Annotated in this window: 25 protein-coding genes; 13 read left to right on the forward strand and 12 right to left on the reverse strand. The window is 61.7% G+C overall.

Features of this window, described 5'->3' with window-relative positions; genetic code table 11:
* Positions 1–162: 162 nt before the first annotated feature.
* The gene (locus tag MON38_RS09400) at positions 163–1,695 is read left to right on the forward strand and encodes a hypothetical protein (protein ID WP_241935900.1); all 1,533 of its coding nucleotides are present in this window, start codon (positions 163–165) and stop codon (positions 1,693–1,695) included.
* Positions 1,696–1,834: 139 nt separating this feature from the next.
* Here MON38_RS09400 and MON38_RS09405 read toward each other — a convergent pair whose 3' ends face one another.
* Complete coding sequence (locus MON38_RS09405) at positions 1,835–2,959, reverse strand: DNA topoisomerase IB (RefSeq protein ID WP_241935901.1); 1,125 nt, start codon at positions 2,957–2,959, stop codon at positions 1,835–1,837.
* Between the two features lie 207 nt (positions 2,960–3,166).
* Here MON38_RS09405 and MON38_RS09410 point away from each other — a divergent pair, with 207 nt between their 5' ends.
* Positions 3,167–4,273, forward strand: a complete 1,107-nt coding sequence (locus MON38_RS09410; RefSeq protein WP_241935902.1) for an App1 family protein — start codon at positions 3,167–3,169, stop codon at positions 4,271–4,273.
* Positions 4,274–4,313: 40 nt separating this feature from the next.
* Here MON38_RS09410 and MON38_RS09415 read toward each other — a convergent pair whose 3' ends face one another.
* A complete protein-coding gene (locus MON38_RS09415; RefSeq protein WP_241935903.1) occupies positions 4,314–4,757 on the reverse strand; it encodes a YybH family protein in 444 nt (147 codons plus the stop codon).
* Between the two features lie 127 nt (positions 4,758–4,884).
* Positions 4,885–5,649 carry a monofunctional biosynthetic peptidoglycan transglycosylase gene (gene mtgA, locus MON38_RS09420; RefSeq protein ID WP_241935904.1) on the reverse strand — a complete coding sequence of 255 codons (765 nt, stop codon included), beginning with the start codon at positions 5,647–5,649 and terminating at the stop codon, positions 4,885–4,887.
* 156 nt (positions 5,650–5,805) lie between these two features.
* Here mtgA and MON38_RS09425 point away from each other — a divergent pair, with 156 nt between their 5' ends.
* Positions 5,806–6,441, forward strand: a complete 636-nt coding sequence (locus tag MON38_RS09425; RefSeq protein WP_241935905.1) for an LON peptidase substrate-binding domain-containing protein — start codon at positions 5,806–5,808, stop codon at positions 6,439–6,441.
* Between the two features lie 223 nt (positions 6,442–6,664).
* On the opposite strand, the gene MON38_RS09430 is transcribed toward MON38_RS09425, so the two are convergent.
* Positions 6,665–7,477, reverse strand: coding sequence for a M48 family metalloprotease (locus MON38_RS09430; RefSeq protein ID WP_241935906.1), 813 nt, complete (start codon positions 7,475–7,477; stop codon positions 6,665–6,667).
* A gap of 93 nt (positions 7,478–7,570) precedes the next feature.
* On the reverse strand, positions 7,571–8,356 hold the full coding sequence (locus MON38_RS09435) for a murein L,D-transpeptidase catalytic domain family protein (RefSeq protein ID WP_241935907.1): 786 nt from the start codon (positions 8,354–8,356) through the stop codon (positions 7,571–7,573).
* A gap of 118 nt (positions 8,357–8,474) precedes the next feature.
* On the opposite strand from MON38_RS09435, the gene MON38_RS09440 reads away from it, so the two are divergent.
* Positions 8,475–8,897, forward strand: coding sequence for a hypothetical protein (locus MON38_RS09440; protein ID WP_241935908.1), 423 nt, complete (start codon positions 8,475–8,477; stop codon positions 8,895–8,897).
* Positions 8,898–9,086: 189 nt separating this feature from the next.
* On the opposite strand, the gene MON38_RS09445 is transcribed toward MON38_RS09440, so the two are convergent.
* Together MON38_RS09445 and MON38_RS09450 are read right to left on the reverse strand one after the other, a co-directional pair.
* On the reverse strand, positions 9,087–9,488 hold the full coding sequence (locus MON38_RS09445; RefSeq protein WP_241935909.1) for a hypothetical protein: 402 nt from the start codon (positions 9,486–9,488) through the stop codon (positions 9,087–9,089).
* A gap of 184 nt (positions 9,489–9,672) precedes the next feature.
* Positions 9,673–10,149: a DUF4199 domain-containing protein gene (locus MON38_RS09450; RefSeq protein WP_241935910.1), complete on the reverse strand. Its 477-nt coding sequence runs from the start codon at positions 10,147–10,149 to the stop codon at positions 9,673–9,675.
* A gap of 276 nt (positions 10,150–10,425) precedes the next feature.
* Between MON38_RS09450 and MON38_RS09455 the strand changes: the two genes are divergently transcribed.
* On the forward strand, positions 10,426–12,048 hold the full coding sequence (locus MON38_RS09455) for an ABC-F family ATP-binding cassette domain-containing protein (RefSeq protein WP_241935911.1): 1,623 nt from the start codon (positions 10,426–10,428) through the stop codon (positions 12,046–12,048).
* A gap of 96 nt (positions 12,049–12,144) precedes the next feature.
* On the forward strand, positions 12,145–12,987 hold the full coding sequence (locus tag MON38_RS09460) for a hypothetical protein (protein ID WP_241935912.1): 843 nt from the start codon (positions 12,145–12,147) through the stop codon (positions 12,985–12,987).
* 89 nt (positions 12,988–13,076) lie between these two features.
* On the opposite strand, the gene MON38_RS09465 is transcribed toward MON38_RS09460, so the two are convergent.
* On the reverse strand, positions 13,077–13,235 hold the full coding sequence (locus MON38_RS09465; RefSeq protein ID WP_168672812.1) for a lmo0937 family membrane protein: 159 nt from the start codon (positions 13,233–13,235) through the stop codon (positions 13,077–13,079).
* 217 nt (positions 13,236–13,452) lie between these two features.
* Between MON38_RS09465 and MON38_RS09470 the strand changes: the two genes are divergently transcribed.
* A complete protein-coding gene (locus MON38_RS09470; protein WP_241935913.1) occupies positions 13,453–14,340 on the forward strand; it encodes a 3-hydroxybutyryl-CoA dehydrogenase in 888 nt (295 codons plus the stop codon).
* Between the two features lie 286 nt (positions 14,341–14,626).
* Positions 14,627–15,163, forward strand: coding sequence for a peptide-methionine (S)-S-oxide reductase MsrA (msrA, locus tag MON38_RS09475; RefSeq protein ID WP_241935914.1), 537 nt, complete (start codon positions 14,627–14,629; stop codon positions 15,161–15,163).
* 158 nt (positions 15,164–15,321) lie between these two features.
* Here msrA and MON38_RS09480 read toward each other — a convergent pair whose 3' ends face one another.
* Positions 15,322–16,146, reverse strand: a complete 825-nt coding sequence (locus tag MON38_RS09480) for a 2,3,4,5-tetrahydropyridine-2,6-dicarboxylate N-succinyltransferase (RefSeq protein ID WP_241935915.1) — start codon at positions 16,144–16,146, stop codon at positions 15,322–15,324.
* Between the two features lie 141 nt (positions 16,147–16,287).
* On the opposite strand from MON38_RS09480, the gene MON38_RS09485 reads away from it, so the two are divergent.
* The 5 genes from MON38_RS09485 (at position 16,288) to MON38_RS09505 (ending at position 22,321) form a co-directional block, all read left to right on the forward strand.
* A complete protein-coding gene (locus MON38_RS09485) occupies positions 16,288–17,403 on the forward strand; it encodes a glycosyltransferase (RefSeq protein ID WP_241935916.1) in 1,116 nt (371 codons plus the stop codon).
* A gap of 114 nt (positions 17,404–17,517) precedes the next feature.
* Positions 17,518–18,528 carry a 3-oxoacyl-ACP synthase III family protein gene (locus MON38_RS09490; RefSeq protein WP_241935917.1) on the forward strand — a complete coding sequence of 337 codons (1,011 nt, stop codon included), beginning with the start codon at positions 17,518–17,520 and terminating at the stop codon, positions 18,526–18,528.
* Between the two features lie 131 nt (positions 18,529–18,659).
* A complete protein-coding gene (locus MON38_RS09495) occupies positions 18,660–19,322 on the forward strand; it encodes a metal-dependent transcriptional regulator (protein WP_241935991.1) in 663 nt (220 codons plus the stop codon).
* A 79-nt stretch (positions 19,323–19,401) separates the two neighbouring features.
* Positions 19,402–20,826 (forward strand): tRNA uridine-5-carboxymethylaminomethyl(34) synthesis GTPase MnmE, encoded by a 1,425-nt coding sequence (gene mnmE, locus MON38_RS09500; RefSeq protein ID WP_241935918.1) that lies wholly within the window; start codon positions 19,402–19,404, stop codon positions 20,824–20,826.
* Between the two features lie 205 nt (positions 20,827–21,031).
* Positions 21,032–22,321, forward strand: a complete 1,290-nt coding sequence (locus MON38_RS09505; protein ID WP_241935919.1) for a citrate synthase — start codon at positions 21,032–21,034, stop codon at positions 22,319–22,321.
* 98 nt (positions 22,322–22,419) lie between these two features.
* Here MON38_RS09505 and MON38_RS09510 read toward each other — a convergent pair whose 3' ends face one another.
* The 3 genes from MON38_RS09510 to MON38_RS09520 form a co-directional block, all read right to left on the reverse strand.
* A complete protein-coding gene (locus MON38_RS09510) occupies positions 22,420–22,794 on the reverse strand; it encodes a hypothetical protein (RefSeq protein ID WP_241935920.1) in 375 nt (124 codons plus the stop codon).
* 498 nt (positions 22,795–23,292) lie between these two features.
* A complete protein-coding gene (locus tag MON38_RS09515; RefSeq protein WP_241935921.1) occupies positions 23,293–25,269 on the reverse strand; it encodes an OmpA family protein in 1,977 nt (658 codons plus the stop codon).
* 8 nt (positions 25,270–25,277) lie between these two features.
* The gene (locus MON38_RS09520) at positions 25,278–25,859 is read right to left on the reverse strand and encodes a 7-carboxy-7-deazaguanine synthase QueE (RefSeq protein WP_241935992.1); all 582 of its coding nucleotides are present in this window, start codon (positions 25,857–25,859) and stop codon (positions 25,278–25,280) included.
* Between the last annotated feature and the right edge of the window lie 71 nt (positions 25,860–25,930).

The raw sequence follows: 25,930 nt of genomic DNA on the forward strand, positions 1-25,930 counted from the left end.
CAATATTTTGCGTCTCGTCGTTGAACGACTCGGATTGCACCTCGTCGCCTCGTTCAACGGAGAGCAACGACGAGACGCAAAATATTGCGTCTCTACCAGCGACTGCCAGCCTTTTTCGGCCCGCTGCCGTTCAAAGCCCGACTCTAATTCCTCAGCTTACTCTTGATACTGCTCCGCTTGCGCTTTTATACATTGATGGGAGGCGCACTGGCCGGGCTACTGGCCACCGGCTGCGTCCGGAAGCAGTTTTTTCAGCCCGATGCCCGGCTCGATGCCACCGCGGCCCTGCCCGCCGCGGCCGACAGCGTGCGCAACGTGACGGCTGGCCGGCACTACGCCCGCCACGGCGGCCTCTACAACGCGCTGGTGGGCCGCCACCACCGCCCCAGCTGGGCCGCGCCGGTGGCGGCGCCGGTATTCAACATGCGCACGGCCCGGCCCGGCGGCCTGCGGCCCGGCAAAGTTGGCGGAGGCTTCAACAGCACCAGCCTGAACCTGACCGCGCCCGACGGCCGCGCCTACGTCATTCGCACCGTCGACAAAGACCCCATCCGAGCCACGCCGATGGCAGTGCGGGGCACGTTTCTGGTGAACGTGCTGCGCGACAACGTGTCGTCGACCAATCCCTATGCGGCGCTGCTGGTGCCGCCGCTGGCCCGGGCGGCGGGCGTGCCCCGCTCCTCGCCCCAACTGTTCTACGTGCGGCCCGACGACCCGGCGTTTCAAACCGATTCGCTCGTGCATTTTCGCGGGCAACTGGCTTACCTCGAAGAGAAAGCCGCGCTGGCCCCCGAGCGGCCCGCCCCCGCCGCCGTTGTAAATAGCGTGAAAGCTTTCGGCAGCTTGTTCGCCAGCCCGGCCCGCCGGTTCGACCAGCCCGCGCTGCTACGCGCCCGCCTGCTTGATGCCTGGCTCGGCGACTGGGACCGCCACGCCGGTCAATGGAGCTGGGCTGTGGATGCGCCCGCGCCGGGCGGCTTCGCCCCCATCCGCCCCCTGCCCAAGGACCGCGACATGGTCATTTACCGCCTCGACGACGGCGTGCTGGGCTGGCTGATTGGCCACGTAATTATCCGGCACTGGGTCACGTTCGGGCCGCGCTACAAGGCCCCGGTGGCCCAGCTCTCCAACGGCGAATACCTCGACCGCCGCGCCCTCAACCAGCTCACCCGCGCCCAGTTTCAGGCCGCTGCCCGCGATTTGCAGCGCCGCCTGCCCGATTCGGTTATCGAGCGCGCCATGCGCCGCCTGCCGCCCGCAGTGTACGCCCTCGAAGGCCCGCGCACCCTGGCCGCCTTTCAGGCCCGTCGCGACCACCTGCCGGCCCTGGCCGAAACCTTCTACCGTGAGCTGGCCCGACAGCCGCGCATCGCCGGCACCAACGAGGCCGAGCGGTTCGAAATCCACCGCTACGCCGATTCTACTGTGGTGGCCGTGTTTCCGGCCAAGGGCACGGCCACGTTCTATCGCCGCGCCTTTGTGCCCACCGAAACCAAACGCATTCAACTGGAAGGCTTAGGCGGCGATGATGTTTTTGTGATTGAAAATCACGGTCCGGTGGCTCGCTGCTCGCCCGCCATCCGCATCTATGGCGGCTTGGGCACCGATGAACTGCGCCAGCCGGGCAGCGGTGTTCGCTTCGAACAGGACAGCGTGCCGGCCGGCAAGGCATTCGATAAGCTGCCGGAGGAATAGTGAATTGTAGGGGCGGGACCTGCCCCCGCCCGCCCGTTCGCACCGTTGCCACGGTTCCGTTCAACGCCGGGCAGTCCCCGCCCCCGTTCGCCCCGTTGCAACGGTTCCGTTCAACGGCGGGCGGGGGCAGGCCCCGCCCCTACGCCTGCTTCAGCATCTTCAGCACCAGCCGCTCCACGGGCGAGAGCAGGTCGCCGGACTTCGCTTCGGCATCGTGCTTGCGCAGGAATTCCACCAGCTGGCCCGATTTGAACAGCTCCACCACCTGCGGATGAATGTAGTATTTCGAGCACACCGTGGGCGTGTTGCCCAGATTCCCGGCCACTTCCTTCACGGCTTTTTTGATGACTTTTTCGGGGGCTAAATCCGGCTCTTCCTTCAGTACCGTTTCGAGGCATTCAGCCATCTTCACGGTGCCGCCCCAGGTGCGGAAGTCCTTGGCCGACAGCGCCAGCCCGGTGTGGCGGTGCAGGTACTCGTTCACGTCGCCCGATTCCAGCGCCCGGCGCTGGCCGTCTTTTGCGTAATACTGAAACAGGTGCTGGCCCGGGATTTCCTTGCACTTGCGCACCAGCCGGGCCAGGCGGGCATCGTGCACCGTCACGTCGTGCGGCACGCCCTTCTTGCCTACAAAAGAAAAATTCACGTCGGCCCCGTGCACGTCCACGTGGCCGTCTTTCAGCGTGGTGAGGCCGTAGCTGGCCTTTTTATCACCCTTATTCTTGGCGTATTCCTTGTTGCCGACGCGGATAAACGACTGGTCCATCAGTGTAATCACCAGGGCCACCACTTTGTCGTGGTCGAGGGCCGGGCGGGCCAGGTCCTTCTTCAGCTGCTGCCGCAGCGGCTCCAGCTTCTCGCCGAAGGTGCGCAGGCGCGAAAACTTGGTGAGGCTGCGCATTTCGTCCCAGGCCGGGTGGTAGCGGTACTGCTTGCGGCCCAAGGCGTCGTGGCCCGTTACCTGCAAATGGGTGGTGGCCGAGGGTGAAATCCACACGTCCGTCCAGGCCGGCGGAATCACGAAGCTGCTGATGCGGTCGAGCGTCTTCTCGTCGCTGATTTTCTGGCCCTTCGCGTCGTAGTAGGCGAATTTGCCGGCCCGCGTGGCTTTGCGCGTGAGGCCGGGGCCCTGGTCGGTGGCGTAGCGCAGGCCGGCCATCTGGGCCTGCCGGGCGGGGTCTTTGTACACGATGTGCGCTTCGTCCTGCGGGAGCAGCGCCTTTTTGCGGGTTTTGGGGTGGGCGGTGGTGGTGGCGGTGGGCATGGATGGCAGTGTAGACGCCGGGAATTCGAGCGTCGGGGGTTTACGGAAAAAGTCCCGGGGCGGCTGCGCCGTAGCGCGGACTCTACGAGTCCGCGCCGGTGAGAATGTACGCTTGGGCGCGGACTCGCAGAGTCCCTCCGGGTACGACCACGCTACAAAATCAGCGCTACTTCAGCCGCAGCAGCCCTTCCGCCGTAGGTTTGCCCCATGAATCTGCTTAACCCCGTGTCCGCCTTCAATGAGTGGACCGACCACTTCCTCACCCGCTACCTCGCCCGCAAGGGCCGCCTCCAGCGCCTGCAGCTCGACGCCTACCGCAGCTACGGCACGGCCACCAGGTTCTACATCAAAGGCCGCCTGCTCGGCGACCGCGGCCTGCAGCCCCAGGCCGCCACCGACTCGCGCTGGCGCAACTTCCGCAGCATGGTGCGCCGCTTCAACAGCCGCGAAATCGCCGGGGCCGACCTCGTGGCCGAGCTGCCCGACGGCAGCCAGCACCTGGTGAGCACCGACGACGAAGGCTATTTCACGCTTATTCTGGAGCCCCACGCCCTGCCCGCGCCCACTTCCTACCTCTGGTACCCCATTCCGGTGCGCGTGGCCCGGCTGCCCGCCCCTTTCGCCGCCGAGCCCACCAACGCCGTGCAGGCCACGGCCAGCGTGCTGGTGCCCCCGCCCGGGGCCGAGTTCGGCGTCATCTCCGACCTCGACGACACGGTGTTCGAAACCCGGGCCACCAACATTCTCAAGATGCTGGCCCGCACCCTCCTCAGCAACGCCCACTCGCGCCAGCCCTTCGAGGGCGTGGCCGCCTTCTACCGCCAGCTGCAGCGCGGCCGCACTGGTCGGCCCGACAACCCCTTCTTCTACGTCAGCAGCAGCCCCTGGAACCTCTACGACATGCTCGACGAGTTCATGGGTCTGCACGAACTGCCGCCCGGCCCGCTGCTGCTGCGCGATTTCACCATCGCCACGCCCAAAACCACGCCCCCGCCCGGCGTCACGGGCTCGGCCGCCATTCACTTCGCCCACAAGCTCCACGAAATCGACGACCTGCTCACCACCTACCCCACGCTACCCTTCGTGCTGCTCGGCGACAGTGGCCAGGAAGACGCCCGCATCTACCGCGAGGTAGTGCGCCGTCACCCCGGCCGCATCCGCGCCATCTACATCCGCGATGTGCAGGTGCCCGAGCGCGCCCTGCTGGTCACGCCCATCATCGCCGAACTCAGCGCCGAGCAGGTGCCCATGCTGCTGGTGAAAGACTATGCCTCGGCCGCCGCGCACGCGGCGGGGCTGGGGCTGGTGAAGTAGCGACGCGGTATTTTGCATCCGCTCTTTGATTAATTCCTACTCACTGGCTGTTCGTATGGTCGGCCACCACCACCCATTTGCCATCCACCTGCCGCAGCACCAGCAGGAAGTACCCCTGCAAGTCGCCCAACGCCGCCGGCCGCGCCAGGTGCCAGCGCCCCACCACCTGCGCCGCCGTGGGGGCCACCAGCGTTACCCGCAGCCCCGAAAAATCGAGCTGGCCCATGGCCGCCGCGTCGGGGTAGCTTTTCTGGTAATTGGCCAGCGTGGGCTGCCAGCCATATGTCGGCCCCTTCCGCCCGATGAACACCAGCGAATCCGACTTCCAGTAGCCCGCCATGAAGCCCGGAATGTCGCCCCGGTTCCAGGCCGCCGTTTGGGTGGTGAGCACCTGCACGATGGCGCGGCGCGCGGCGGCCGATTCGGCCGTGGAGGCCGTTGGGCGGGCCGTAGTACAGCCGGCAAAGGTCGCCCCGGCGGTCATGCAGAGCGCAGCGAAGCATCTTGCCCGCTTCGTCCACATCATTGATTTACTCGTGCGGGTAAGATGCTTCGCTGCGCTCTGCATGACGTTCTGATTATTGACTATCGAATACTGATTACCCAACCCCCTACTTCAATATCTTCGCTACGAAGCTGGTGCCGCCCAGCCGGCGCATGTTGCGCAGCACCCGCAGCTGCTTGGCCCGCGCCACCGGCCCGGGGTTGCTGGCCCGGAAGCGCAGCGGGTTGGGCAGCACGCCCGCCAGTAGCGCCGCCTCGGCCGCGCTCACCTCGCTGGCGGGCTTGCCGAAATAGCGCCGGCTGGCCGCCTCCACCCCGAAGGTGCAGTCGCCCATCTCGGCCACGCTCAAATACATTTCCATGATGCGGCGCTTGCTCCACAACGTTTCAATCAGCACCGTGAAATAGGCCTCGGCCACCTTGCGCACGTAGCTGCGGCCCTGCCACAGAAACACGTTTTTGGCCACCTGCTGCGAAATGGTGCTGCCGCCCACAATGTGCTTGCCGTCGCCGTTCCAGTTGCGCTTGGCGGCTTTCGTCAGCGCGTCCAGGTCGAAGCCGTGGTGCAGCAGGAAGCGCTGGTCTTCGGCCGCCACCAGGGCCAGGGGCACCGTAGGCGCCACCTCGTCCAGCGTCCGGAAGTCGTAGCGAATATGGCGCGGCTCGGGCTGAATGCCGTAGTAGCCCAGCCCGATGGGCGCGTGGGCCCGGCGGTCCAGCATCAGCCAGGTGGCCGGCGGGGCCACCCAACGGTAGAGCAGCACCCACGCCACCGAGGTCAGAAACAGCGCGGCCAGGATTTGCAGTAGCAGTCGTCCGGCTTTTTTTAGCAGCGTGCGAACGTCGGGAATTAAGCTGGTGGAAGTGGGCATGGGGCACAAAAGTAGCGCCCCGGGCGGCGTTTCGGCATTCCCGCCTACCTTGCCACTGTCTCCGCCGCCGGCCCCTGGGCCCGGCGGGCCAAAACCCAACGCCGGGGGCCGCTTGTTGCGCCCGTAGTTACGTTCCGTTTCAGTCCCTATTAGCCCATGGCCCGCCTGCTTCCGCTGTTTCCGCTCAACCTGGTGGTCTTCCCGGGCGAAAAGCTCAACCTGCACATCTTCGAGCCCCGCTACCGCCAGCTCGTGCGCGAGTGCATCGAGCAAAATACCACTTTCGGCATCCCGCCCTTTCTCAACGACAGCCTCAGCGAGCTGGGCACCGAAATGCGCCTGCTCAGCGTCGAGCAAACCTATTCCAGCGGCGAGCTCGACATCCGCACCAAGGCCGTGGGCGTGTTTCGCATCAACAAGTTCTACCGCCAGGCCCCCGGCAAGCTCTACGCCGGCGGCTTGGTCGAAAACGTGGTGCAGGACGACGAAGCCGACCCCGTGCTGCGCACCGTCATCACCAAACAGGTGCGCCAGCTCTACGAGGCGCTCGGCCTGCGCAAACTGCTGCTGGAGCTGGCCTCCGACTACTGCATCTTCGACGTGGCCCACCACATCGGCTTCAGTACCGAGCAGGAATACCAGCTGCTGGCCACCACCAGCGAGCTCGAACGCCAGGAAATCGTGCGCGACCACCTCGACACCATCCTGCCCGTCGTGCTCGAAACCGAGCGACTCAAGGAGCGCGTTCGCCTCAACGGCCACTTCAAGAACCTCACGCCGCCGAACTTCTGACCGCAGATTTTCGCGGATTTAACGGATAAGAACGGATTCAGCTACTCCTATAACCCAAGAGTATTCTCGGCCCTGAGCCTTGTGTAAACGCAACGGCCGCAGCTTATCAGCTGCGGCCGTTGCGTTGAATGACTAAAACAGATAAAAAGACCTGTGAGCGAATGTCTGCCTGATTCGCCCGTCCGAATCTGTTCTTAGCTGTTAAATCCGCGGAAGTCTGCGGTTATGGTTTCAAACCGGCCGGCACGCCCTGCGGGTACTGCTCAGCGATTTCCTTCTGCAGCACCGCGATGCGGTTGCCCGGGTCGGGGTGGGTGCTCATAAATTCGGGCGTGCTGCTGCGGCCGCCCTGCTGCTGGAGCATCTGCATCACCTGAATCATGGCGCGGGGGTCGTAGCCGGCTTTGGGCGTAAAATCGACCGCCAAGCGGTCGGCTTCCAGCTCGTCTTCGCGGCCGAAGCGCAGGTTCACCACCTTGGCAATGGCCGCCGCAATGGCCCCTTTGGCAATGGAGCTGCCGGGATTGTTGGGGTCGTACGAGGCGATGGTGGCCGCGCCGGCCAGGCCCTGCGTGAGGTTCGACTTGGCCACCTGCTCGGCCGAGTGACGGCCCACTACGTGGCCGATTTCGTGGGCCAGCACGCCGGCCAGTTGGCCTTCCGAAGTCAGCTTGTCCAGAATACCCTTCGTGATGAACACCTGGCCACCGGGCAGCGCGAAGGCGTTAATCGTTTGGTCGTCGGCCAACAAATGGAACTGAAAGCGGTAAGGCGTCTGGCCGGCTTTGGTGCTGGCAATGATTTTCTGGCCCACGGCCTGCACGGCGGCGGTGGCGCGGGCATCGGGGCTTTCGCCGCCGTATTCGGCCGCCATTTGGGGTGCGGCCTGTAAGCCCAGGGCTATTTCCTGGTCGGTGCTCATGTTTACGTGTTGGGTTTCGCCGGTTACTTCATTCTTGGAAGTATGAAAAAAGTAGCCGAACAGCGACACCGCCGCCACAATGAGCCCGATGATGAAGCGCAGATTTAAACGCATGGGAAAAGAATCGAAAAAGGGTGAGAAAGAAAAACGCCGGGCCCGAAGCCCGGCGCAATTCGCTTTTAACGCACCCCTGCCGTTCTGGTTATGCTAGTTGCCCGCGCTGCCCCCGCCCGGGGTTGCCAGCGAGGCCACCGCCCCGTCCACATCGAGCCAGCGCGAGTGGTAGCCCGCCTGCGCCGGCCCGTGCAAGTACAGCACGCTCCCGCCCTTGATGGCCTGCACAATAGCTGCCGCCTGCCCCGCCGGCAAGGCCGGGCAGCCCTGGCTGCGTCCCAGCCGCCCGTGGGCCCGCACAAATTCTTCGCACACGTAGTCGGCCCCGTGCACCACCACCGCCCGGCTCTCAGCGTTGGTGTTGAAGCCGGGGTCGAGCCCGTGTAGCTTCAGCGACAGGCCGTGCTTGCCCACGTAGGTGGCCGGGGCCGTGCGGTAGAACCCCAGGCTGCTCATCTCCGAGCCCTCCTGGTTCGAGAACGCCACCGGCAAATCGCCGCCGCTGGCTTTGCCGTGCGCCACCAGCGTATGAAACAGCACGCGCCCGGCCGCTACGTCAATCACCCACAAGCGCTTGTGCTGGCTGGAGCGGCTGAAATCGACCAGCGTGAGCACCGGCCGGCCGGCTGCACGCCCCGCCGCCCGCACGTTGTAAAAGCCCACCAGTCCTTCGCGCAACAGACTAAAGGGCAGGTCGTCCGCGCCCAACCGCGCAAACAGCGCTGCCGCCCTCTGGTCGAATACGGATTGGTTGAACGCCCGACGGGCACTTTCCGGCAGCTTTGCCAGGGCAGCGGCCGGGATGTTCTGCGCAGTGGCTGCATTGCCCAGCAGGCCCAGGCCCATCACTGCAGCCGCAACTAAAATCCTTTTGAACATTACAATAATATAAATTATATAATTCCGTATTTTAATCAGCGTAGGGCTCAGACAGCAGCAGCCCAAAAATAGTGCTTAATTTCGTCAAAATTCTTGTTTCCCGTTGTTCTTGTTGGTCATGGCGCAATTCTCAGGCAGTTTGAACGTGCGCCGGCACCTTTCTTTTTTCATACTGGCGGGCAGTAGCGTCCTGGCCGGTTGCGGCCACGCCCTGCCCAATATCCCCGGTTTCGACGCCCCTTCGTGGCGCGCCGACCCTTACGCCTGCCACAACCAGCGCCGGGCTGCCGTACCGGCCCTGCTGCGTTTCCGGGAGCAGCTTTACGAAGCCCGGGCCGACGACGTGAACGCCCTGCTGGGCCCGCCCGATGAGGAAGAGCTGCGCGCCAACACCGAAAAAGTGTACTACTACTACCTCGAGCCCGGCACGCAGTGCAACGCCGGCCACGTCCGCTCGGCGGCCCCGCGCATCAGCCTGCGCTTCGGCCCCCTCGGCACCGTCACAGAGGTGTTGAGTGACCCGCTGACGCCGACGCGGTAAGTGTCGCGCCTGTCATTCTGAGCGCAGCGAAGGACCTTATCACGCCAGAACACTTCGTCCGAATGTGATAAGGTCCTTCGCTCCGCTTAGCATGACAACCGATTTGCTATTAAACCCTAAAACGCCAACGGCCCGCCATCATCTGGCGGGCCGTTGCTATTGGGTGGTTGGGGAGAAGCGGGGTAGAAATTACCCCAGGCCGTTGCCGGCGCCGGCTGGCGTGGTGGCCGGTTGAGCGTCGCGCTGCAGCTGGCTTAGCTGCGAGGGCGTAAGAATGCGGCTGCATTCCTGCTCGAACTGAGCTTCCAGCTCAGCCGACTTGGCGGCCCGGGTGGCCGCGTCGTTGCGGTATTCACGGTTGATGCCACTGAGCGTGCTCAGACGAGTGCGATTCAGGGGGAGCAGTTGCAGGTACTGGCCTTCGTTGAGGTGGAGGCGGTTGGCCATCTCGCGGGTTTGGGCTACAACTTCCTGGCGGGAAGCTTCGCGGGGCGTGGGTTGCTCGGTAATTCGGTCAGCCATTTGTGCCTTGGCCGACAGCGTGGCCAACGACAGGCACAGCGCGGTTAAAAAGGCAGGGGAGTAACGCATAAATCAATATTTTTTCTTCGGCTAAAACAAATTTAAGCACCTAACGCCAACATAGCAACGCGAAGTTTCAATTCGTTCTACTTTTTTTCACAATAGCTAACCTCTCCTATATTCGAACGCATAAAAAAAGCAGCCCCTTGCGAGGCTGCTTTTCAAGCGACTGTCAATTATCCGGATGCCGCGATTAAACGACTTCCACTTCCGGAATCCCTTGGTGTTCAGCACTCTTAAAGTACTGCATGGCGATAAGCGAGGTGATAACGCCCGTCATGGTGCCGAGCAGGATGATGCCCAAGCCACTGATGAGCACGCCTAGGTCAGAGCCGAACAGGTCGCGGGCCTGAATCTGGCGCACCGCCGCCTGGCTGATGCCGCCCAGCAGCCAGAAGAATGCGCCCAACAGAATTGAGGCCACCAGCGCCGTGATGATGCCCGTACTGAAACCGCCAAAGTAGGTCATGCGGTCGCCGCAGGCGTGTTTCAGCCGCCGGATGGCCAGAACGACGCCACCGGCCAGCAGCACAATATCAAGCGCGCCGGCTTCGATTTTGCCCAGAAAACCGGCCAGGGCGGCTACGCCGGTGTAGGCAATTAAAATCAGCGCCGTCAGCAAGCCCATGCGCAGACCGTTTTTTTCGGATGTTAAATGCTGGTCAGTCATACCTAAAAACGTAACAGGTGAAAGATGACCGGCTTGGCCGGTTTGAGAAACCTCAGAAAGGCAACACGCCGCGGGGCGCAGAAGTTGTACGCGGGGCGCCGGCCGGCGGTTGGCGGGCCGAACGGCGGCGGGCACTAATCTTCCTACTAGTTAGTTATTTTCGGCAGAATACGCAACTCGTTTTCTCCGGCCGGATTCGCACCCGGCTCCTATCGTGTAATTTTGCGGCTAGCCCTGCTCGGATGCGGGGTGCCCGCGCCTTTATTTATTGCTTGAATGATTTCCACCTCCAACGTTAGCCTGCGCTACGGCAAGCGCATTCTCTTCGAAGACGTCACCGTTAAATTCCTGCCTGGCAACTGCTACGGCCTCATCGGCGCCAACGGCGCGGGCAAGTCCACCTTCCTCAAAATCCTCTCGGGCGAGCTCGAGCCCAACACCGGCTCGGTGGAGATGCCCGCCGGCCAGCGCCTGGCCGTGCTGAAGCAGAATCAGTTTGCCTACGACGACCAGCAGGTGCTGCAAACCGTCATTCAGGGCCACCAGCGCCTGTGGGCGGTGATGAGCGAGAAGGACGCGCTGTATGCCAAAGCCGATTTTTCGGACGCCGACGGCGAGCGCGCCGCCATTCTGGAAGGCGAGTTTGCCGACCTCGAAGGCTGGAATGCTGACTACGAAGCGGCCGAATTGCTTTCCGGTCTCGGCATTACCGAAGACAAGCACTACTCGCTGATGTCGGACCTCGGCGCCAGCGAAAAAGTACGCGTGCTGCTGGCCCAGGCCCTGTTTGGCAACCCCGACGTGCTGCTGCTCGACGAACCGACCAACAACCTCGACGCCGAGAGCGTGCTCTGGCTGGAGAACTTCCTCGACAACTTCCAGAACACGGTGATTGTGGTGAGCCACGACCGCCACTTCCTCGACGCCGTGTGCAACTACATGGCCGACCTGGACTTCTCGAAAATCACGATGTACCCCGGCAACTACTCGTTCTGGTACGAGAGCAGCCAGCTGGCCCTGCGCCAGCGCCAGGACGTGAACAAGAAAACCGAGGACAAGCGCAAGGAGCTCGAAGAGTTTGTGCGCCGCTTCTCGGCCAACGCCTCAAAATCGAAGCAGGCCACCAGCCGCCAGAAGCTGCTGCAAAAGCTCACGCTGGAGGAAATCAAGCCCTCGTCGCGCCGCTACCCCTACATCGCCTTCAAACCCGAGCGCGAGCCCGGCAACCAGCTGCTGACTGTTGAAAACCTCAGCGCCAAAGTTGATGGCAAGCACGTGTTCAAAAACGTGACCTTCTCGCTCGACAAAGGGGATAAAGTAGCCATTGTGGGCCGCGACGACCGCGCCGCTTCACTCCTGTTCGATATCCTGTTTGGCGAGGCCACGGCGGCTACCGGCGAGTTCAAGTGGGGCACCACCATCACGCCGAGCTACTTCCCCAAGGAGAACAACCAGTACTTCCAGTCGGGCGAGCTGAACCTGGTGGACTGGCTGCGCCAGTACTCGGTAGATAAGGACGAGAGCTTTGTGCGCGGCTGGCTGGGCCGCATGCTGTTTTCGGGCGAAGAGTCGCAGAAAAAATCGAACGTGCTGAGCGGCGGCGAGAAAGTGCGCTGCATGCTCAGCAAGATGATGCTGGAAAGCGGCAACGTACTCGTGCTCGACGACCCGACGAACCACTTGGACCTCGAATCCATCCAGGCCCTGAACAACGGCCTGAAGGACTACCCCGGCGCGATGCTTTTCGCTTCGCACGACTTGCAGTTCATCGACACGGTGGCCACGCGCATCATCGAGCTCACGCCCGACGGCATCATCGACCGCCGCATGAACTACGAAGAATACCTGGCCGATGAGAACCTGAAGGCCCAGCGCCAGAAGATGTACCAAATGGCGTAAGTAATCGATGAATGGCGGCCGGAAAATGAATAATTTTCCGGCCGTTTTCGTTACCAGTCTGCGCGCGTGCGCCCCACTTCCTTTTTCGCTTTTTGCATGAAACGTCATTTGCTTCCGCTGCTGCTGCTGGCAGCGGCCGCCGGGCTGCCCACCTTGCAGGCGCAGGCCCAGGATAATAAGCCGGTGCTGAACACGGCTCCTCCCGGCCCGCCCCCCGCCCCCACGCGCCCTGCAACGCCAGCCCCGGTGCCCGCTACCGACCCGGCAACGCCAGCTGCTCCGGCGCCTATCTACGACCCCAGCACGCCGGCGGTGCAGCCATCGCCCTCGGCCCCGTCGGGGTTGGATTTTCCGAACCGCAAAGCCACCAAAGCGGGTGGCGCGGAGGATGTGCCGCCCAGCAAAAAATTTATCTATTCTAACCTGGGCCTCGGTTACAACTCGGTCGATGGCATCAGCAACTTTAATTTCAGCCTGGCCCCTGCCCTTGGCTATCGGATTACGAACAAGCTTGCCATCGGCCCGGGCATATCGTACGCCTACAACAATTACTCATTGTCGCCCGACAATTTTTATCGTACCTACGGCGTTCAATACCCTACGCCGAATGGTACCCTGACCGCGAATGGCTCCAATAGCCTTTCGAGCAGCAGCCTGGGCTTTAAGGTGTTCGCCCAATACATCGTTTACAAGGAGTTCTTTTTGCACGGCGAATACGAGGTGACCAACGCCCAGCTCGCGGGCTACGACAACCAGTATTACCTGGCCAAGATTAGCCGCACCGTAAATTCTTCCCTGGCCGGGATTGGGTACCGTTCCACCTTGGGCGACAAAGCCGCGCTGGATATTCTGGGCCTCTACAACTTCAACAGCTCAGTATTCTCGCTTTATCCGGGCCTGAACCTGCGGTTTTGCCTGCTTTACAACATTGGCAAATAATTAGCAACCGGGCCGCCCACCAACAAAAAGCCCCGCTGGAGATTCCAGCGGGGCTTTTTGTGTTTTTAAGTTAACCCTTGCGGGCGGCATTAGACGGCGCTTCGGCCGCTGATAACGCGTAGCAGAATGGCGATGATGGCAATAACCAGCAGCACGTGGATGATACCGCCGGTGAAGAAGCCACCGAAGAAGCTAACAGCCCAAATGATGACGAGAATGACGGCGATGATATAGAGGAGGTTGCCCATGGCTGAAAAGAGAGAAAGAGTGTGAAGGGGAGGTGAAAAAGTATGCGAGAAGTGTCTCTGGGGGCTTGTACGGGGGGGTAATTCAAAAGGATATAATTTTTTCGAAATATTTTCGATGGAGCCAAACAAAATGGCAGTTCGGCAATGGGCTGTAGCTTTGCAGCCGCTGGCCCACTGGCCGGCTTTTCCCATCCCACCCTCTCTTTTCCCGCACTTTATGAACGTCGCCGTAATTGGCTCCGGCACCATGGGCAATGGCATTGCCCACGTATTTGCCCAGCACGGTTTTTCCGTTTCGCTCATCGACATCAACCAGCCGGCGCTGGACCGCGCCCTGGGCACCATCACCAAAAACCTTGACCGCCAGGTAGCCAAAGCCACCCTGAGCGAGGACGACAAAGCCGCTACCCTGGGCCGATTGAAGACCTTTACCTCGATTGCCGACGGTGTAGCCGGCGTGGGCCTAGTGGTGGAAGCCGCCACCGAAAACGTGGACCTGAAGCTGCAAATCTTCCGCGACCTGGACCAGTACGCGCCCGCCGATGCCATTCTGGCGTCGAATACCTCGTCGATTTCCATCACCAAAATCGCCGCCGTGACCAAGCGGCCCCAGCAGGTAATCGGCATGCACTTTATGAACCCCGTGCCGGTGATGAAGCTGGTAGAGGTGATTCGCGGCTACGCGACCTCCGACGAGGTAACGGCGCGCGTGATGGACCTGTCGCGCCAGTTGGGCAAAACGCCCACCGAGGTGAACGACTACCCCGGCTTCGTGGCCAACCGCATTCTGATGCCGATGATAAACGAGGCCATCATCACGCTGTTTGAAGGCGTGGCGGGCGTGGAGGAGATTGACACAGTGATGAAGCTGGGCATGGCCCACCCGATGGGCCCGCTGCAGCTGGCCGATTTTATTGGCCTGGACGTGTGCCTGGCCATCCTGCGGGTGCTGCACGAGGGCCTGGGCAACCCCAAATACGCTCCCTGCCCGCTGCTGGTGAACATGGTGATGGCCGGCCGCCTGGGCGTGAAGTCGGGCGAGGGCTTCTACCAATACACGGCAGGCTTGAAAGAGCTGGTGGTGGCGGCGCGGTTCCGCAAGTAAGCTGGCGCCGTCTGTCCCCTCTGTCATTGCGAGGCGCAGCCGAAGCAATCCGTCCTGTCAGAACCAGACACTTTCTTTAGTGACAAGCCCCGGTACTGCACAGTGCCGGGGCTTGTCACATTTTAAGGATTTATCACTTCTTGGTGCTGGTCGCTTAGAATTAGGACGGATTGCCGCGTTCCGCTGCGCTCCACTCGCAATGACAAACGGCACCGCTTGTAAGGAATAAACCTGCGCCACGTCTACCGCGTTGTTATCAACCCAACAACGAATCAATTTCCTACCCATGCAACATGCAACATTTGGCGCCGGCTGCTTCTGGTGCGTCGAGGCCGTATTTCAAAACCTGAAGGGCGTGGAGAAAGTGGTTTCCGGCTACGCCGGCGGTCGCATCGCCAACCCGACCTATAAGGAAGTGTGCAGCGGCCTCACCGGCCACAACGAGGTTATCGACATCACTTTCGACCCGGCCGTTATCAGCTATAAGGAGTTGCTCGAAATTTTCTGGAAAACCCACGACCCCACCACCCTCAACCGCCAGGGCAACGACGTGGGTACGCAGTACCGCTCGGGCATCTACTACCACAACGACGAACAGAAGCAGCTCGCCGAGGAGTATAAAAAGAAGCTTAACGACAACCACGCCTTCCCCAACCCGGTGGTGACGGAGATTGTGGCCGCGCCCACCTTCTACCCCGCCGAGGACTACCACCAGAACTACTTCAACCTGCACGGCCACGAGCCCTACTGCCAGTTTGTGGCCCGCCCCAAGGTGGACAAGGTGAAGGCGCTGTTCGGCGAGAAGCTGAAAGCGGGCGTGTAATTGTCATTCCGAAGCGCAGCGAGGAATCTGAGAAATATAAAAGGCCGCTTCGTAGGAAGCGGCCTTTTTTGTAGGGGCGGGGCTTGCCCCCGCCCGCCGTTGAACGGAATCGGTCAGGCGGTGCAAGCGTCCGGGCGGGGGCAAGCCCCGCCCCTACGTTATACACTCACCCCAAAGTCCCGCAAAGCGTCGTTCAGCGATGTTTTCAAGTCCGTGCTGGGCTTGCGCTGGCCGATGATGAGCGCGCAGGGCACCTGGTATTCGCCGGCCGGGAACTGCTTGGCAATCGAGCCGGGAATGACCACCGAGCGCGGCGGCACGTAGCCGCGGTACTCCTTGGGCTCGGGACCGGTAACGTCGATGATTTTGGTGCTGCCGGTGATGGTGACGCCCGCGCCAATCACGGCTTCTTTGCCGATGCGGCAGCCTTCGACGAGGATGCTGCGCGAGCCGATGAAGGCGCCGTCTTCGATGATGACGGGGGCCGCCTGCACGGGCTCGAGCACGCCGCCGAGGCCCACGCCGCCGCTCAGGTGCACGCCTTTGCCCACCTGGGCGCAGCTGCCCACGGTGGCCCAGGTGTCCACCATCGTGCCCTCGCCCACGTAGGCGCCGATGTTGGTGTAGCTGGGCATGAGGATGACGCCGGGGGCCAGAAACGCGCCGTAGCGGGCCACGGCGGGCGGCACCACGCGCACCTGCTGGCCGGCGTAGTCGGTTTTGAGCAGCATTTTGTCGTGGTACTCAAAGGGCCCCACTTCCTGGGTGTTCATCTGGCGGATGGGGAAGTAGAGAATCACGGCCTTCTTCACCCATTCGTTGATGGTCCACTCGCCGCCGTCTTCGGCGGGCGGGGTGGCCACCCGCAGGCGGCCTTTGTCGAGTTCTTCGATGACGTGCTCGATGGCGGCTTTGGTTTCGGGGGTCTGGAGCAGGGCGCGGTCGGCCCAGGCGGCTTCAATTTGGGTTTGCAGGTCGGACATCGGACGAGGCGAAGGGAATGAACAGGAAAGCCGCCTGCACTGGCGGAAGCGGCTTAGAAGCTGCAAAACTACCATCTTTGAGGCGTGCTTGGCTCCGGTTCTTCTCAATTTGTGGTTTTGCTGGCCTCGGTGCTAAAGCCCGTGGACGATACCCGTATGCGGGGCAAGTTTGCCGAAACCCTGGCGGGCCGGGCCGGTACACGAGTGCACGTAGCCGGGCGGCAGTCGTCAGGAACAGGCAATGGGCAGGCGAACATTGCCCTCCATCCCATCTTCAACGGCCGCCGCCTGAGCCTGGGCCGGCTGGCCGCGCAATGGCGCTACTGGCGGCTACTGCAACGACTAAAGCCCGACTTGGCCATCGTACACGCGCCGGAGCTGTTGCCGCTCACACTGCTGTGGCAGGCACTGGGCCGGGGCCGAAAATTCCTATATGACATCCGCGAGAACTATGCGCTGAACGTAAGCACCCAGCATGTTTACCAAGGCCTCACGCGGCGTTGGCTGGCGGCCGGGCTGCGCTGGGTCGAAGGCCGGGCGGCCCATCAGGCGGCCGGAGTCATGCTGGCCGAAGCCAGCTACGCGGAAGAGTTGCCTTTCCTGGAGAAGCTTCCCCCCGACCGGGTCGTAGTGCTGGAAAACAAATACCAGCCCGCTCCTGGCGAGATGCAGCCCAACCAGCCACGGCCGCATCCGATGTTGCATGAGCCGCTGCGGCTGCTTTATTCCGGCACTATCTCGGAGCTCAATGGCATTTGGGAGGCGGTGGCGCTCACGCAAGCCCTGGCCACCACCTGGCCGGGCGGCGCGCACTGCACCATCATCGGGTTCTGCCAGCAGCCGGAGCTGCTTCGGCAACTGGCAGAAACCGTGGCCCGGCAACCCGGCCTGTTCACGCTCATTGGGGGCGCGGTACCGGTGCCGCACGCGGCCATCGTGGCCGCAATTGGACGCAGCCACCTGGGCCTGCTGCCCTACCGGCCCCACCCCAGCACGGCCCGCTGCCGGCCCACCAAGCTATTTGAGTACCTCGCGCTGGGGCTGCCCATTCTCATTCCCCGGAATTGGCTGTGGGCAAAAACCATGAGTCGCCACGGTGGCGGACTAATGCTTGAGCTGACTCCCGCCGATGCCGCAGCAGCCCACCTGCGCCAGGGGCTGGAGAGATGCCGCTTCTATCCCAACGGCATTCCTGAAGACGTGCTCTGGGCTTCGGAAGGCAAAAAATTGTGGCATTTGCTGGATACTGTGATTTAACCTGCCACCTTTGCGCCCCAATTTGCCCAAAGCACGTAGTTACTTCACCGAATTTATTGCCGCCCGTAAAGCGGTTCTTTCTCCCCTAGCCCAATTTTTTTCCTCCCACCAGCCATGGCAACTTTACGTCACTCATTCATCGCCGGGGTCGGCCACTACGTGCCGAGCCGCGTGGTTAAAAATGCCGAGCTGGAGCCCATGATGAACACCTCCGATGCCTGGATTCAGGAGCGCACGGGCATTCAGGAGCGCCGTTGGTTCGAGGAAGGCACCGACACCACCGCCAACATGGGCGCCAACGCCGCCCGCAAGGCCCTCGAAATGGCCGGCGTGGAAGCCAACGACGTGCAGCTGATTGTCTTCGCCACGCTCTCGCCCGACTACTTTTTCCCCGGTTCCGGCGTGCTCATGCAGCGCGAGTTGGGCATGACCAACAACTGCCCCGCCCTCGACGTGCGCAACCAGTGCTCGGGCTTCATCTACGCTCTCTCAGTGGCCGACCAGTTCGTGCGCACCGGCATGTACGACACGGTGCTGGTGGTGGGCTCCGAAATCCATTCCTCCGGCCTCGACAAGTCGCCCGAAGGCCGCGGCGTTTCCGTGATTTTCGGCGATGGCGCGGGCGCCATGGTGCTGCGCCCCAGCACCTCCGACAACCAGGCCATCCTCAGCACCCACCTGCACGCCCAGGGCGAGCACGCCGAGGAGCTCATCGTGAAGGAGCCCAGCTCGAACCGCGATAACCGTGTGGAATACATCCTGAACAACAAAGCCGAGCTCTACCCCTACATGAACGGCCAGAACGTGTTCAAGCACGCCGTGGTGCGCTTCCCGCAAGTCATCAAGGAGGCGCTCGACCAGAACGGCCTGCAGGCTTCCGACATCGACATGCTCATCCCGCACCAGGCCAACCTGCGCATCACGCAGTACGTGCAGCAGAAAATGGGCCTCGGCGATGACAAGGTGTTCAGCAATATCCAGCGCTACGGCAACACCACTGCTGCTTCGGTGCCGCTGGCCTTTAGCGAAGCCGTGCAGGAAGGTAAAATCAAGCGCGGCGACCTCGTCTGCCTGGCCGCTTTCGGCTCAGGTTTCACCTGGGCCTCGGCGCTGTTGAAATTCTAAGTAGCTAATTTTTAGGTTAAGCAGTTTGGGCCGGTGTGAAGCGCGCATTTTTACATGCAGCTTTGCACCGGCCCTTATGTTCCGGCCCTGTCAGCATGAGCGAAATCACGCCCAACCTACCATCCGCCAAACTGCCCAGCCACACCGAGGAAAACTACCTCAAGGCCATTTTCAAGCTGGCTGAGGCCGAGCCCGACACCGCCGGCGTGAGCACCAACCGCATCGCGGCCGCGCTGGACACCCGCGCCGCTTCCGTGACGGATATGCTGCGCCGCCTAGCCGAAAAGGGCCTGCTGAACTACGAGAAATACCGCGGCGTGCAGCTCACCGCCGAAGGCCAGCGGCTGGCGCTGCTCACCATCCGCAAGCACCGGCTGTGGGAGGTTTTTCTGGTGCAGCAGCTTGGCTTCAACTGGGATGAGGTGCACGAAGTGGCCGAGGAATTGGAGCACGTGCAGTCGCCGCTGCTCATGCGCCGGCTCGATGCCTTCCTGGGCCACCCCGCCCTCGACCCGCACGGCGACCCCATTCCGGCCGAGGACGGGGCCATCCGGCGCCCCGCCCACCGCCTGCTGGCCGACCTCTGCGCAGGTGAGAATGGCACCCTGGCAGCCGTAAAAAACACTTCCGCTCCTTTCCTGCAGTACCTCGACAAAGTGGGTCTGCAACTCGGGGCAGTAATTGAAGTACTGGATAAGGTGGCGTTTGATAATTCCTTTGAGCTCAGAATAAACCGTGAGCGCACCGCTCTTATTTCGGCCGAAGTAAGCCGCAACTTGTTTGTAACCGAGTAAGCCAGTATTGGAGCGACCGTAATGAACCGTAGGTCAGCGAAGCTAAAATCCGGGCAATCCGATTAATCCGAAAAAATCCGTGGTTCAAACAATTTTCTCCGATACCATCGTCGCATTGTCGACGCCCCCGGGCGCGGGCGCGCTGGCCGTTATCCGGCTGTCCGGCCCGGCCGCCGTGCCCATCACCGCCGCTGTCTTCTCCAAAAAAAGCTTTGCCGAAGCGCCCGGCAACACGCTGCATTATGGTACCCTGCGCGACCCCAACGGCGGCGAAATCCTCGATGAGGTAGTAATCGGCCTATTCCGCGCCCCCAGGTCGTTCACCCGCGAAGACGTGGTGGAAATCAGCTGCCACGGCTCCGACTACGTGGTGCGGCAAGTACTGGCCCTGTTCCTGCGCCACGGCGCGCGCCTGGCCGAAGCCGGCGAGTTCACCAAGCGCGCTTTCCTGAGCGGCGCCATGGACCTGGCCCAAGCCGAAGCCGTGGCCGACCTCATCGCTGCCGACTCCGCACTCAGCCACCGCGTGGCGCTGAATCAGCTGCGCGGCGGCTTCTCACAGGAGCTGCGCGAACTACGGGCCCGCCTCATCAAATTTGCCGCGCTGCTGGAATTGGAGCTCGATTTCGGCGAGGAAGACGTGGAATTTGCCGACCGCACCGGCCTGGCCGCGCTGCTGGCCGAGGTGCGCGGCGTGGTGCTAGGCCTGCTGCGTTCCTTCGAGCTGGGCAACGTCATCAAAAATGGCATCACCACCGTCATAGCCGGGCGGCCCAACGCTGGCAAGTCCACGCTGCTCAACGCCTTGCTGCGCGAGGAGCGCGCCATCGTCTCGGCCATTCCCGGCACCACCCGCGACTTTATCGAGGACGAAGTGAGCATCGACGGCCTGCGCTTCCGCTTCGTGGACACGGCCGGCCTACGTGACGACACGGCCGACGAAGTGGAAGCCATTGGCATAGCCCGCACTCGGGAGCGCGTGCGCAAAGCGTCGCTGCTGCTCTATCTTTTCGATTTAGCAGAATTGACGCCCACAGAAGTCTGTACTGAAATTGCGGCGCTAACCAGTGGCCTGAGTCTGCCCGTGTTAGCCGTAGGCAACAAAACCGACCTGGCTTCTGCCGAAGCTCTCGCCGCTTTTGAAACTGAGTTTCGGGACAGTCGCGGGGGTAGCACAACGGCAATTCCGCTAGTCTTACTGGCCGCCGGCCAGAACCAGGGCCTCGAAGCCCTGCAAACCGCACTGGTAAAGCAGGTGCGCGGCTCGGCGCTCGAAAACAACGCCTCGGCCACCATCGTCACCAACGTGCGCCACGCCCGCGCGCTCGAAACCGCCGCCGCTCACCTCGCTGCCGTGCAAACCGGCCTCGATACCGGTTTCGGCACCGAGCTGCTGGCCGCCGACCTGCGCCATGCCCTTGCGGCGCTTGGCGAAATCACCGGCGAAATCTCCTCCGAAGATTTGCTCACCAGCATTTTCACCCAGTTCTGTATCGGCAAATAGAACGCTGTGTGAAGCCCTCGCGCACCACTGTTTCAAAATCTTCGCAATCGTTATCAACAAGAAACAAACGGGCTTTTAGGCGGTTTTTGGAAACCTCAGGCCCGCTTTGCGTGTAGTGCCTGCAGCCACTAGGGCCGAAAAAATTTCCCGGCTTACGACCTGTGGCGTAGTTTCGCACTCTATTTCCCCCTCACCCCTCCCGTCCATGGCAGAAACTGCTGAACTCATCCTCGACGGCAAGTCCATCACCTTGCCCGTCATCGAAGGTACCGAACACGAAAAAGCATTCGACATCGGCAAGCTGCGCGACCAGACCGGCTACGTCACCCTCGATTCGGGCTACAAGAACACCGGTGCCACCAAAAGCGCCATCACCTTCCTCGACGGCGAAGAGGGCATTCTGCGCTATCGCGGCTATCCCATCGAGCAGCTGGCTGAAAAGTCGAGCTTCCTGGAAGTAGCTTATTTGCTGATTTACGGCGCGTTGCCCACCCAGGCCGAGCTCGACCACTTCAGCGGCCAGATTACCAAGCACACGCTGGTACACGAGGACATGCGCAAGATTTTCGACGGTTTCCCGTCGGCTACGCACCCCATGGCCATCCTGTCGTCGCTCATCTGCGCGCTCACCGGCTTCTATCCGCAGAGCGTGTCGCCCGACCTCAGCCCCGAGGAGATGGAGCTCAACATCATTCGCCTGCTGGCGAAGATGCCGACCATCGCGGCCTGGACATATAAGAACAACATGGGCCATCCGTTGAACTACCCGCGCAACGACATGGACTATTGCGCCAACTTCCTCTACATGATGTTCAGCTTCCCCACCGAGAAGTATGAAATCAACCCGGTAGTGGTTAGCGCCCTTAACAAGCTCCTCATCCTGCACGCCGACCACGAGCAGAACTGCTCGACCAGCACCGTGCGCCTCGTGGGCTCGGCCAACGCCAGCCTCTACGGCTCGGTTTCGGCGGGTATCAACGCCCTGTGGGGCCCTCTGCACGGCGGTGCCAACCAGGAAGTTATCGAAATGCTGGAAGCCATTGAGGCCGACGGCGGCGATACCAGCAAGTTCATCAACAAGGCCAAGGACAAGAACGACCCGTTCCGCCTCATGGGCTTCGGCCACCGCGTGTACAAGAACTTCGACCCGCGCGCCAAAATCATTAAAGTAGCCGCCGACGAGGTGTTGCAAGCCCTCGGCATGCAGGACAGCCCGCTGCTGAAAATTGCGCAGGAGTTGGAGCAAGCCGCCCTGACCGACCAGTACTTCATCGAGCGCAAGCTGTACCCGAACGTGGACTTCTACTCGGGCATCATCTACAAAGCCCTGGGCATCCCCACCGAGATGTTCACGGTAATGTTCGCCCTGGGCCGCCTCCCCGGCTGGATTGCCCAGTGGAAAGAGATGCGTGAGAACAAAGAGCCCATCGGCCGCCCCCGTCAGATTTACACCGGCGAACTGGAGCGCGACTATCAGGGCATCGAAGCGCGCTAGGCTTTAGTTGTCAGCAACTGACTACCAAAATCAAGGCAAACAAAAAGCCCGCTCTGCAAAGCGGGCTTTTTCGTGCGTGGTGAGGTCGGGCTCCTCCCCTATTTCAGGCGGTGCGCGGTGAAGCTGGTGCGTAGGTTCTGGTAGGCTACCAGTTGCTGGGGCTGGAGCAGCTGGCTCAGTTCGGTCTCGTAGCGCTGCTGGGCGATGGCGAGCTGGTTGTCGCGCTCCTCGGCGCTGGCGCCGTTGAGGATGATTTCCAGGTCGCGGCGCTCGGTCAGCATCTGCAGGTGCAGCTGTTTCACGGCCAGGTACTGGGCTTCGTTGAAGGGAATGTGCTGGGCCAGGGCCCGGGTGAGCGTGGTGGCGCGGCTCATCATAGCCGATGAGTAGGCGCCTTCGCCGGGGCCAGCCACGGCGGCCGGGGTTACGGTAACACCCGCGGCGATGCAAGTTGCCAGAAACAGATTTTTCATGGATTTGAGGGGTGAAGGTGAAAAGATGCGTTGAGTGGCCAAGGCTGGTGTGTTTGACCAATCCAAACGTAGGCAAAAAATTCATTTGAACGAAAAATATTTTTTTTGTCACTTTTTTCACCACGCAATTACTGTCAGCTGGCATAAACATCTCATTTTCGTTTATTTAGCTTTGCCAAAAAAAGAAGCCGGTTAAACAAAAAAAAAGCCCGCCAACGGGCGAGCCATATATTTTTGCCGGCTGAATCCAATTATATTTTCACTTACCTAAAGCCTTACTTTAAGTAAAATACCCGTTTAAGCTGCTTTCGCCAGATAAGCTTGAGAATTACTTTAACTCTCTAAAATGGTTGAAATCGGGCCAGAATCAATGTAAAGTGTTCGGTCATTGACCACCTGCAAAAGCAAAACCGGCGGCTGAAGCCGGCAAGTACCGGGTCCAGCCGCCGGAGCGGACTTGATGTCTGGCGGGGCTGATGCCGCCAGGGCATCTTCATGCTACAGAATGTGCAGCTCGATGCGCCGGTTCATTTGACGGTGCGCTTCGGTGTCGTTAGCAGCCAGCGCGTGGGTTTCGCCGTAGCCGCGCGAGCGCAGACGATTGGCCGAAATACCGTGGCCCGACAGGTATTCAACCACCGACTGCGCCCGGCGCTGCGACAGCTGCTGGTTCGACTCGGGCGAGCCCACGTTATCCGTATAGCCCGACACCTCAATCTGAACGTCGCGGTACTGGCGCATGAACTCAATCAGCCGGTTCAGTTCGGTGCGCGACTGGGGCTTGAGCTCGTACTTGTTGGTGTCGAAAAACAGGTTATTCAGCACCACGCTGCGGCCCGAGCGTACGGGCTCCAGGTAAATATCCAGGGCCGTGGGGCTGAACGAACGTTGGCTGGAGTAGTCGAAACTGAGGCTTTTGAGCAGGTATTTATCGGCCGCCGCGTACATGGCGTAGTGGTGGCCTTCGTTCAGCACCACGGTATAGTCGCCATACTCGGGGTCGGAAGTCACAAATTGCGTCAGCACGTCGGTGTCCAGGTCGTAAAGTTTCACCTCGGCCTTGAGGGGCTTTTTGGTATTGGCATCGAACACCCGACCCTGCGTGTAGGTACTGGTTTCGCGGGCCTTCACGGGCGGCGGCACGGCAAAGCCGAACAGCTCCACCGGCCGCTCGCGGGCCAGGCGGTAGCCCCCGGCCGGTTCCTCGCTGGCCCGGCTGCGCGAGCAAAAGCCCTTCTGGTTATCCGACGTGATGAAGAGCGAAGCCTCATTCTCAAATGTATTGAGCGGGTAGCCCAAATTAGTTGGCGGCGTCCAGGTGCCAGCCGCCGTTTTCTCGCAGCGAAACACGTCAAGGCCGCCCATGCCGATGAGGCCATCGGTGACGTAATAAAGCGTGGTGCCGCTGGCGTGGATGAAGGGGGCCATGTCCTTGCCCGGCGTGTTCACGGGCGTGCCCACGTTTTGGGCGGGGCTCCAGTTACCATCGGGCTGCAGGGTCGTCATGTAGATGTCTTCCTGCCCTTGGCCGCCACGGCGCGTCGAGGTAAAATAGAGCGTGCGGCCGTCGGCCGAGAGCGAGGGCTGTGAGTCCCACTCCGTCGAGTTCACGTTCAAGCCGAGGTTCTGGGGGGCGCTCCAGTTGTTGCCGGTGCGGCGCGAGATGTACAGGTCGCAGTTGCCAATGGCCTTGGGCCGGTCGCAGGAAGCGAAAACGAGAGTTTTGCCGTCGCCCGAAATCGAGCCCGCGCCTTCGTTGTAGCTGGAGTTGATGGCCGGCGAAATGGGTTGGGGCTCGCCCATGCTGCCGTCCTTGTTCTGGCGGCTCACGTACAGGTCTTCGCCGCTGCTGGCCGCGGGCCGGCCCGTAAACAACAGGAAGCGGTTATCGGCCGTGAGGTCGGGAAAGTATTGAAACTTAAAGGTGTTGAGCGGCGCGGGCAAGCGCACCGGCGCTTCCCCCACCGGGTGCTTCAGCGCTTCGAGCGCGAATTCGCAGGTAAGCAACTGGCGTTGCGACTTGGCTAGGTTTTTCTGCGTTTTCGGGGCCACCTTCATCAGCTGCCGGTAGGCATCGAGGGCCGTTTGGTAGTCGCCGTAGCTCAGCGCCAGGTCACCAACCAGCTGGTATTCGGAGGCATGCGTGCCATCAAGCGGTACTTTGGCCAGGCCGTCGCGGTAGGCCGCCAGCGAACCCCGATTGTCGCCCATGGCTTTCAGCAGCGAGCCCTTCAGCAGGAAAGCATCGCCAAACGACGGAAACTTCTGATTAAGCTGCGTGAGCACCTCCACGGCCTTCACGAAGTCGCGCTCCTTCACATGCTGCTGGGCTTTTTCCAGCAGGCCGCGGGCTTTGGTGTTGGTCGGAATGGGCACTTTGGGCGGGAGTTGGCCCCAGGCCGTTTCGGCCGTGGCCATACTCAGCACACACATCATTCCGAGGCGCAAGGCCCCCAACACTGAAAAGCGACGCATAGGGTAAACTACGGAATGTCTAAGTATTTGTGAGTCTGCAACGAAACCTGCCAGCGCGGGTTAGCCTTCACATACTCCACCAATTCGGGCGTCATGCGGGCAGCACGGCTCCATTCGGGCTGCAGGTACAGGCGGGTGGTGGCGGGCACCAGCGCCGCGTGCTCTTCGGCCCAGGCAAAATCGTGCCGGTTATACACCACCACTTTCAACTCGTGGGCGGCGGCCAGTACATCGGGCAACGGGGCTTTGAATTTCTTGGGCGACAGGCAAATCCAGTCCCAGGTGCCCGAAAGTGGGTGTGCCCCCGAGGTTTCGAGCCAGGTGCGGCAGCCGGCGGCTTGCAGCGCCGCCGTAAGCGGCCCCAATTGGTGCATGAGCGGCTCGCCGCCGGTAATCACCACGTCGCGGCCGGGGTATTGCAACACAGCCGCCACCAGTTGGTCCACCGTTTGGCGAGGGTGCGCGTCGGCATCCCACGACTCTTTCACGTCGCACCACACGCAGCCTACGTCGCAGCCGCCCAGCCGGATAAAGTAAGCCGCCCGGCCGGTGTTATAGCCCTCACCCTGAATGGTGTAAAACTGCTCCATAACGGGCAGGGTCGTGCCCAATACCGGCACGGCTGCTTCACCAAAAGGTGCAATAATTTCGGAAGAATGTA

Source organism: Hymenobacter cyanobacteriorum (genome assembly GCF_022631375.1).
GTDB lineage: Bacteria > Bacteroidota > Bacteroidia > Cytophagales > Hymenobacteraceae > Hymenobacter > Hymenobacter cyanobacteriorum.

Bases quoted from the DNA above. Each gene is read 5' to 3' on its own strand.
- MON38_RS09445 (WP_241935909.1), bottom strand. From the start codon at position 9,488: ATGCGTTACTCCCCTGCCTTTTTAACCGCGCTGTGCCTGTCGTTGGCC.
- MON38_RS09505 (WP_241935919.1), top strand. From the start codon at position 21,032: ATGGCAGAAACTGCTGAACTCATCCTCGACGGCAAGTCCATCACCTTG.
- MON38_RS09415 (WP_241935903.1), bottom strand. From the start codon at position 4,757: ATGACCGCCGGGGCGACCTTTGCCGGCTGTACTACGGCCCGCCCAACG.
- MON38_RS09425 (WP_241935905.1), top strand. From the start codon at position 5,806: ATGGCCCGCCTGCTTCCGCTGTTTCCGCTCAACCTGGTGGTCTTCCCG.
- MON38_RS09440 (WP_241935908.1), top strand. From the start codon at position 8,475: ATGGCGCAATTCTCAGGCAGTTTGAACGTGCGCCGGCACCTTTCTTTT.
- MON38_RS09430 (WP_241935906.1), bottom strand. From the start codon at position 7,477: ATGCGTTTAAATCTGCGCTTCATCATCGGGCTCATTGTGGCGGCGGTG.
- msrA (WP_241935914.1), top strand. From the start codon at position 14,627: ATGCAACATGCAACATTTGGCGCCGGCTGCTTCTGGTGCGTCGAGGCC.
- MON38_RS09410 (WP_241935902.1), top strand. From the start codon at position 3,167: ATGAATCTGCTTAACCCCGTGTCCGCCTTCAATGAGTGGACCGACCAC.
- MON38_RS09480 (WP_241935915.1), bottom strand. From the start codon at position 16,146: ATGTCCGACCTGCAAACCCAAATTGAAGCCGCCTGGGCCGACCGCGCC.
- MON38_RS09490 (WP_241935917.1), top strand. From the start codon at position 17,518: ATGGCAACTTTACGTCACTCATTCATCGCCGGGGTCGGCCACTACGTG.
- MON38_RS09435 (WP_241935907.1), bottom strand. From the start codon at position 8,356: ATGTTCAAAAGGATTTTAGTTGCGGCTGCAGTGATGGGCCTGGGCCTG.
- MON38_RS09460 (WP_241935912.1), top strand. From the start codon at position 12,145: ATGAAACGTCATTTGCTTCCGCTGCTGCTGCTGGCAGCGGCCGCCGGG.
- mtgA (WP_241935904.1), bottom strand. From the start codon at position 5,649: ATGCCCACTTCCACCAGCTTAATTCCCGACGTTCGCACGCTGCTAAAA.
- MON38_RS09470 (WP_241935913.1), top strand. From the start codon at position 13,453: ATGAACGTCGCCGTAATTGGCTCCGGCACCATGGGCAATGGCATTGCC.
- MON38_RS09465 (WP_168672812.1), bottom strand. From the start codon at position 13,235: ATGGGCAACCTCCTCTATATCATCGCCGTCATTCTCGTCATCATTTGG.
- MON38_RS09405 (WP_241935901.1), bottom strand. From the start codon at position 2,959: ATGCCCACCGCCACCACCACCGCCCACCCCAAAACCCGCAAAAAGGCG.
- MON38_RS09510 (WP_241935920.1), bottom strand. From the start codon at position 22,794: ATGAAAAATCTGTTTCTGGCAACTTGCATCGCCGCGGGTGTTACCGTA.
- MON38_RS09450 (WP_241935910.1), bottom strand. From the start codon at position 10,149: ATGACTGACCAGCATTTAACATCCGAAAAAAACGGTCTGCGCATGGGC.
- MON38_RS09520 (WP_241935992.1), bottom strand. From the start codon at position 25,859: ATGGAGCAGTTTTACACCATTCAGGGTGAGGGCTATAACACCGGCCGG.
- MON38_RS09455 (WP_241935911.1), top strand. From the start codon at position 10,426: ATGATTTCCACCTCCAACGTTAGCCTGCGCTACGGCAAGCGCATTCTC.
- MON38_RS09515 (WP_241935921.1), bottom strand. From the start codon at position 25,269: ATGCGTCGCTTTTCAGTGTTGGGGGCCTTGCGCCTCGGAATGATGTGT.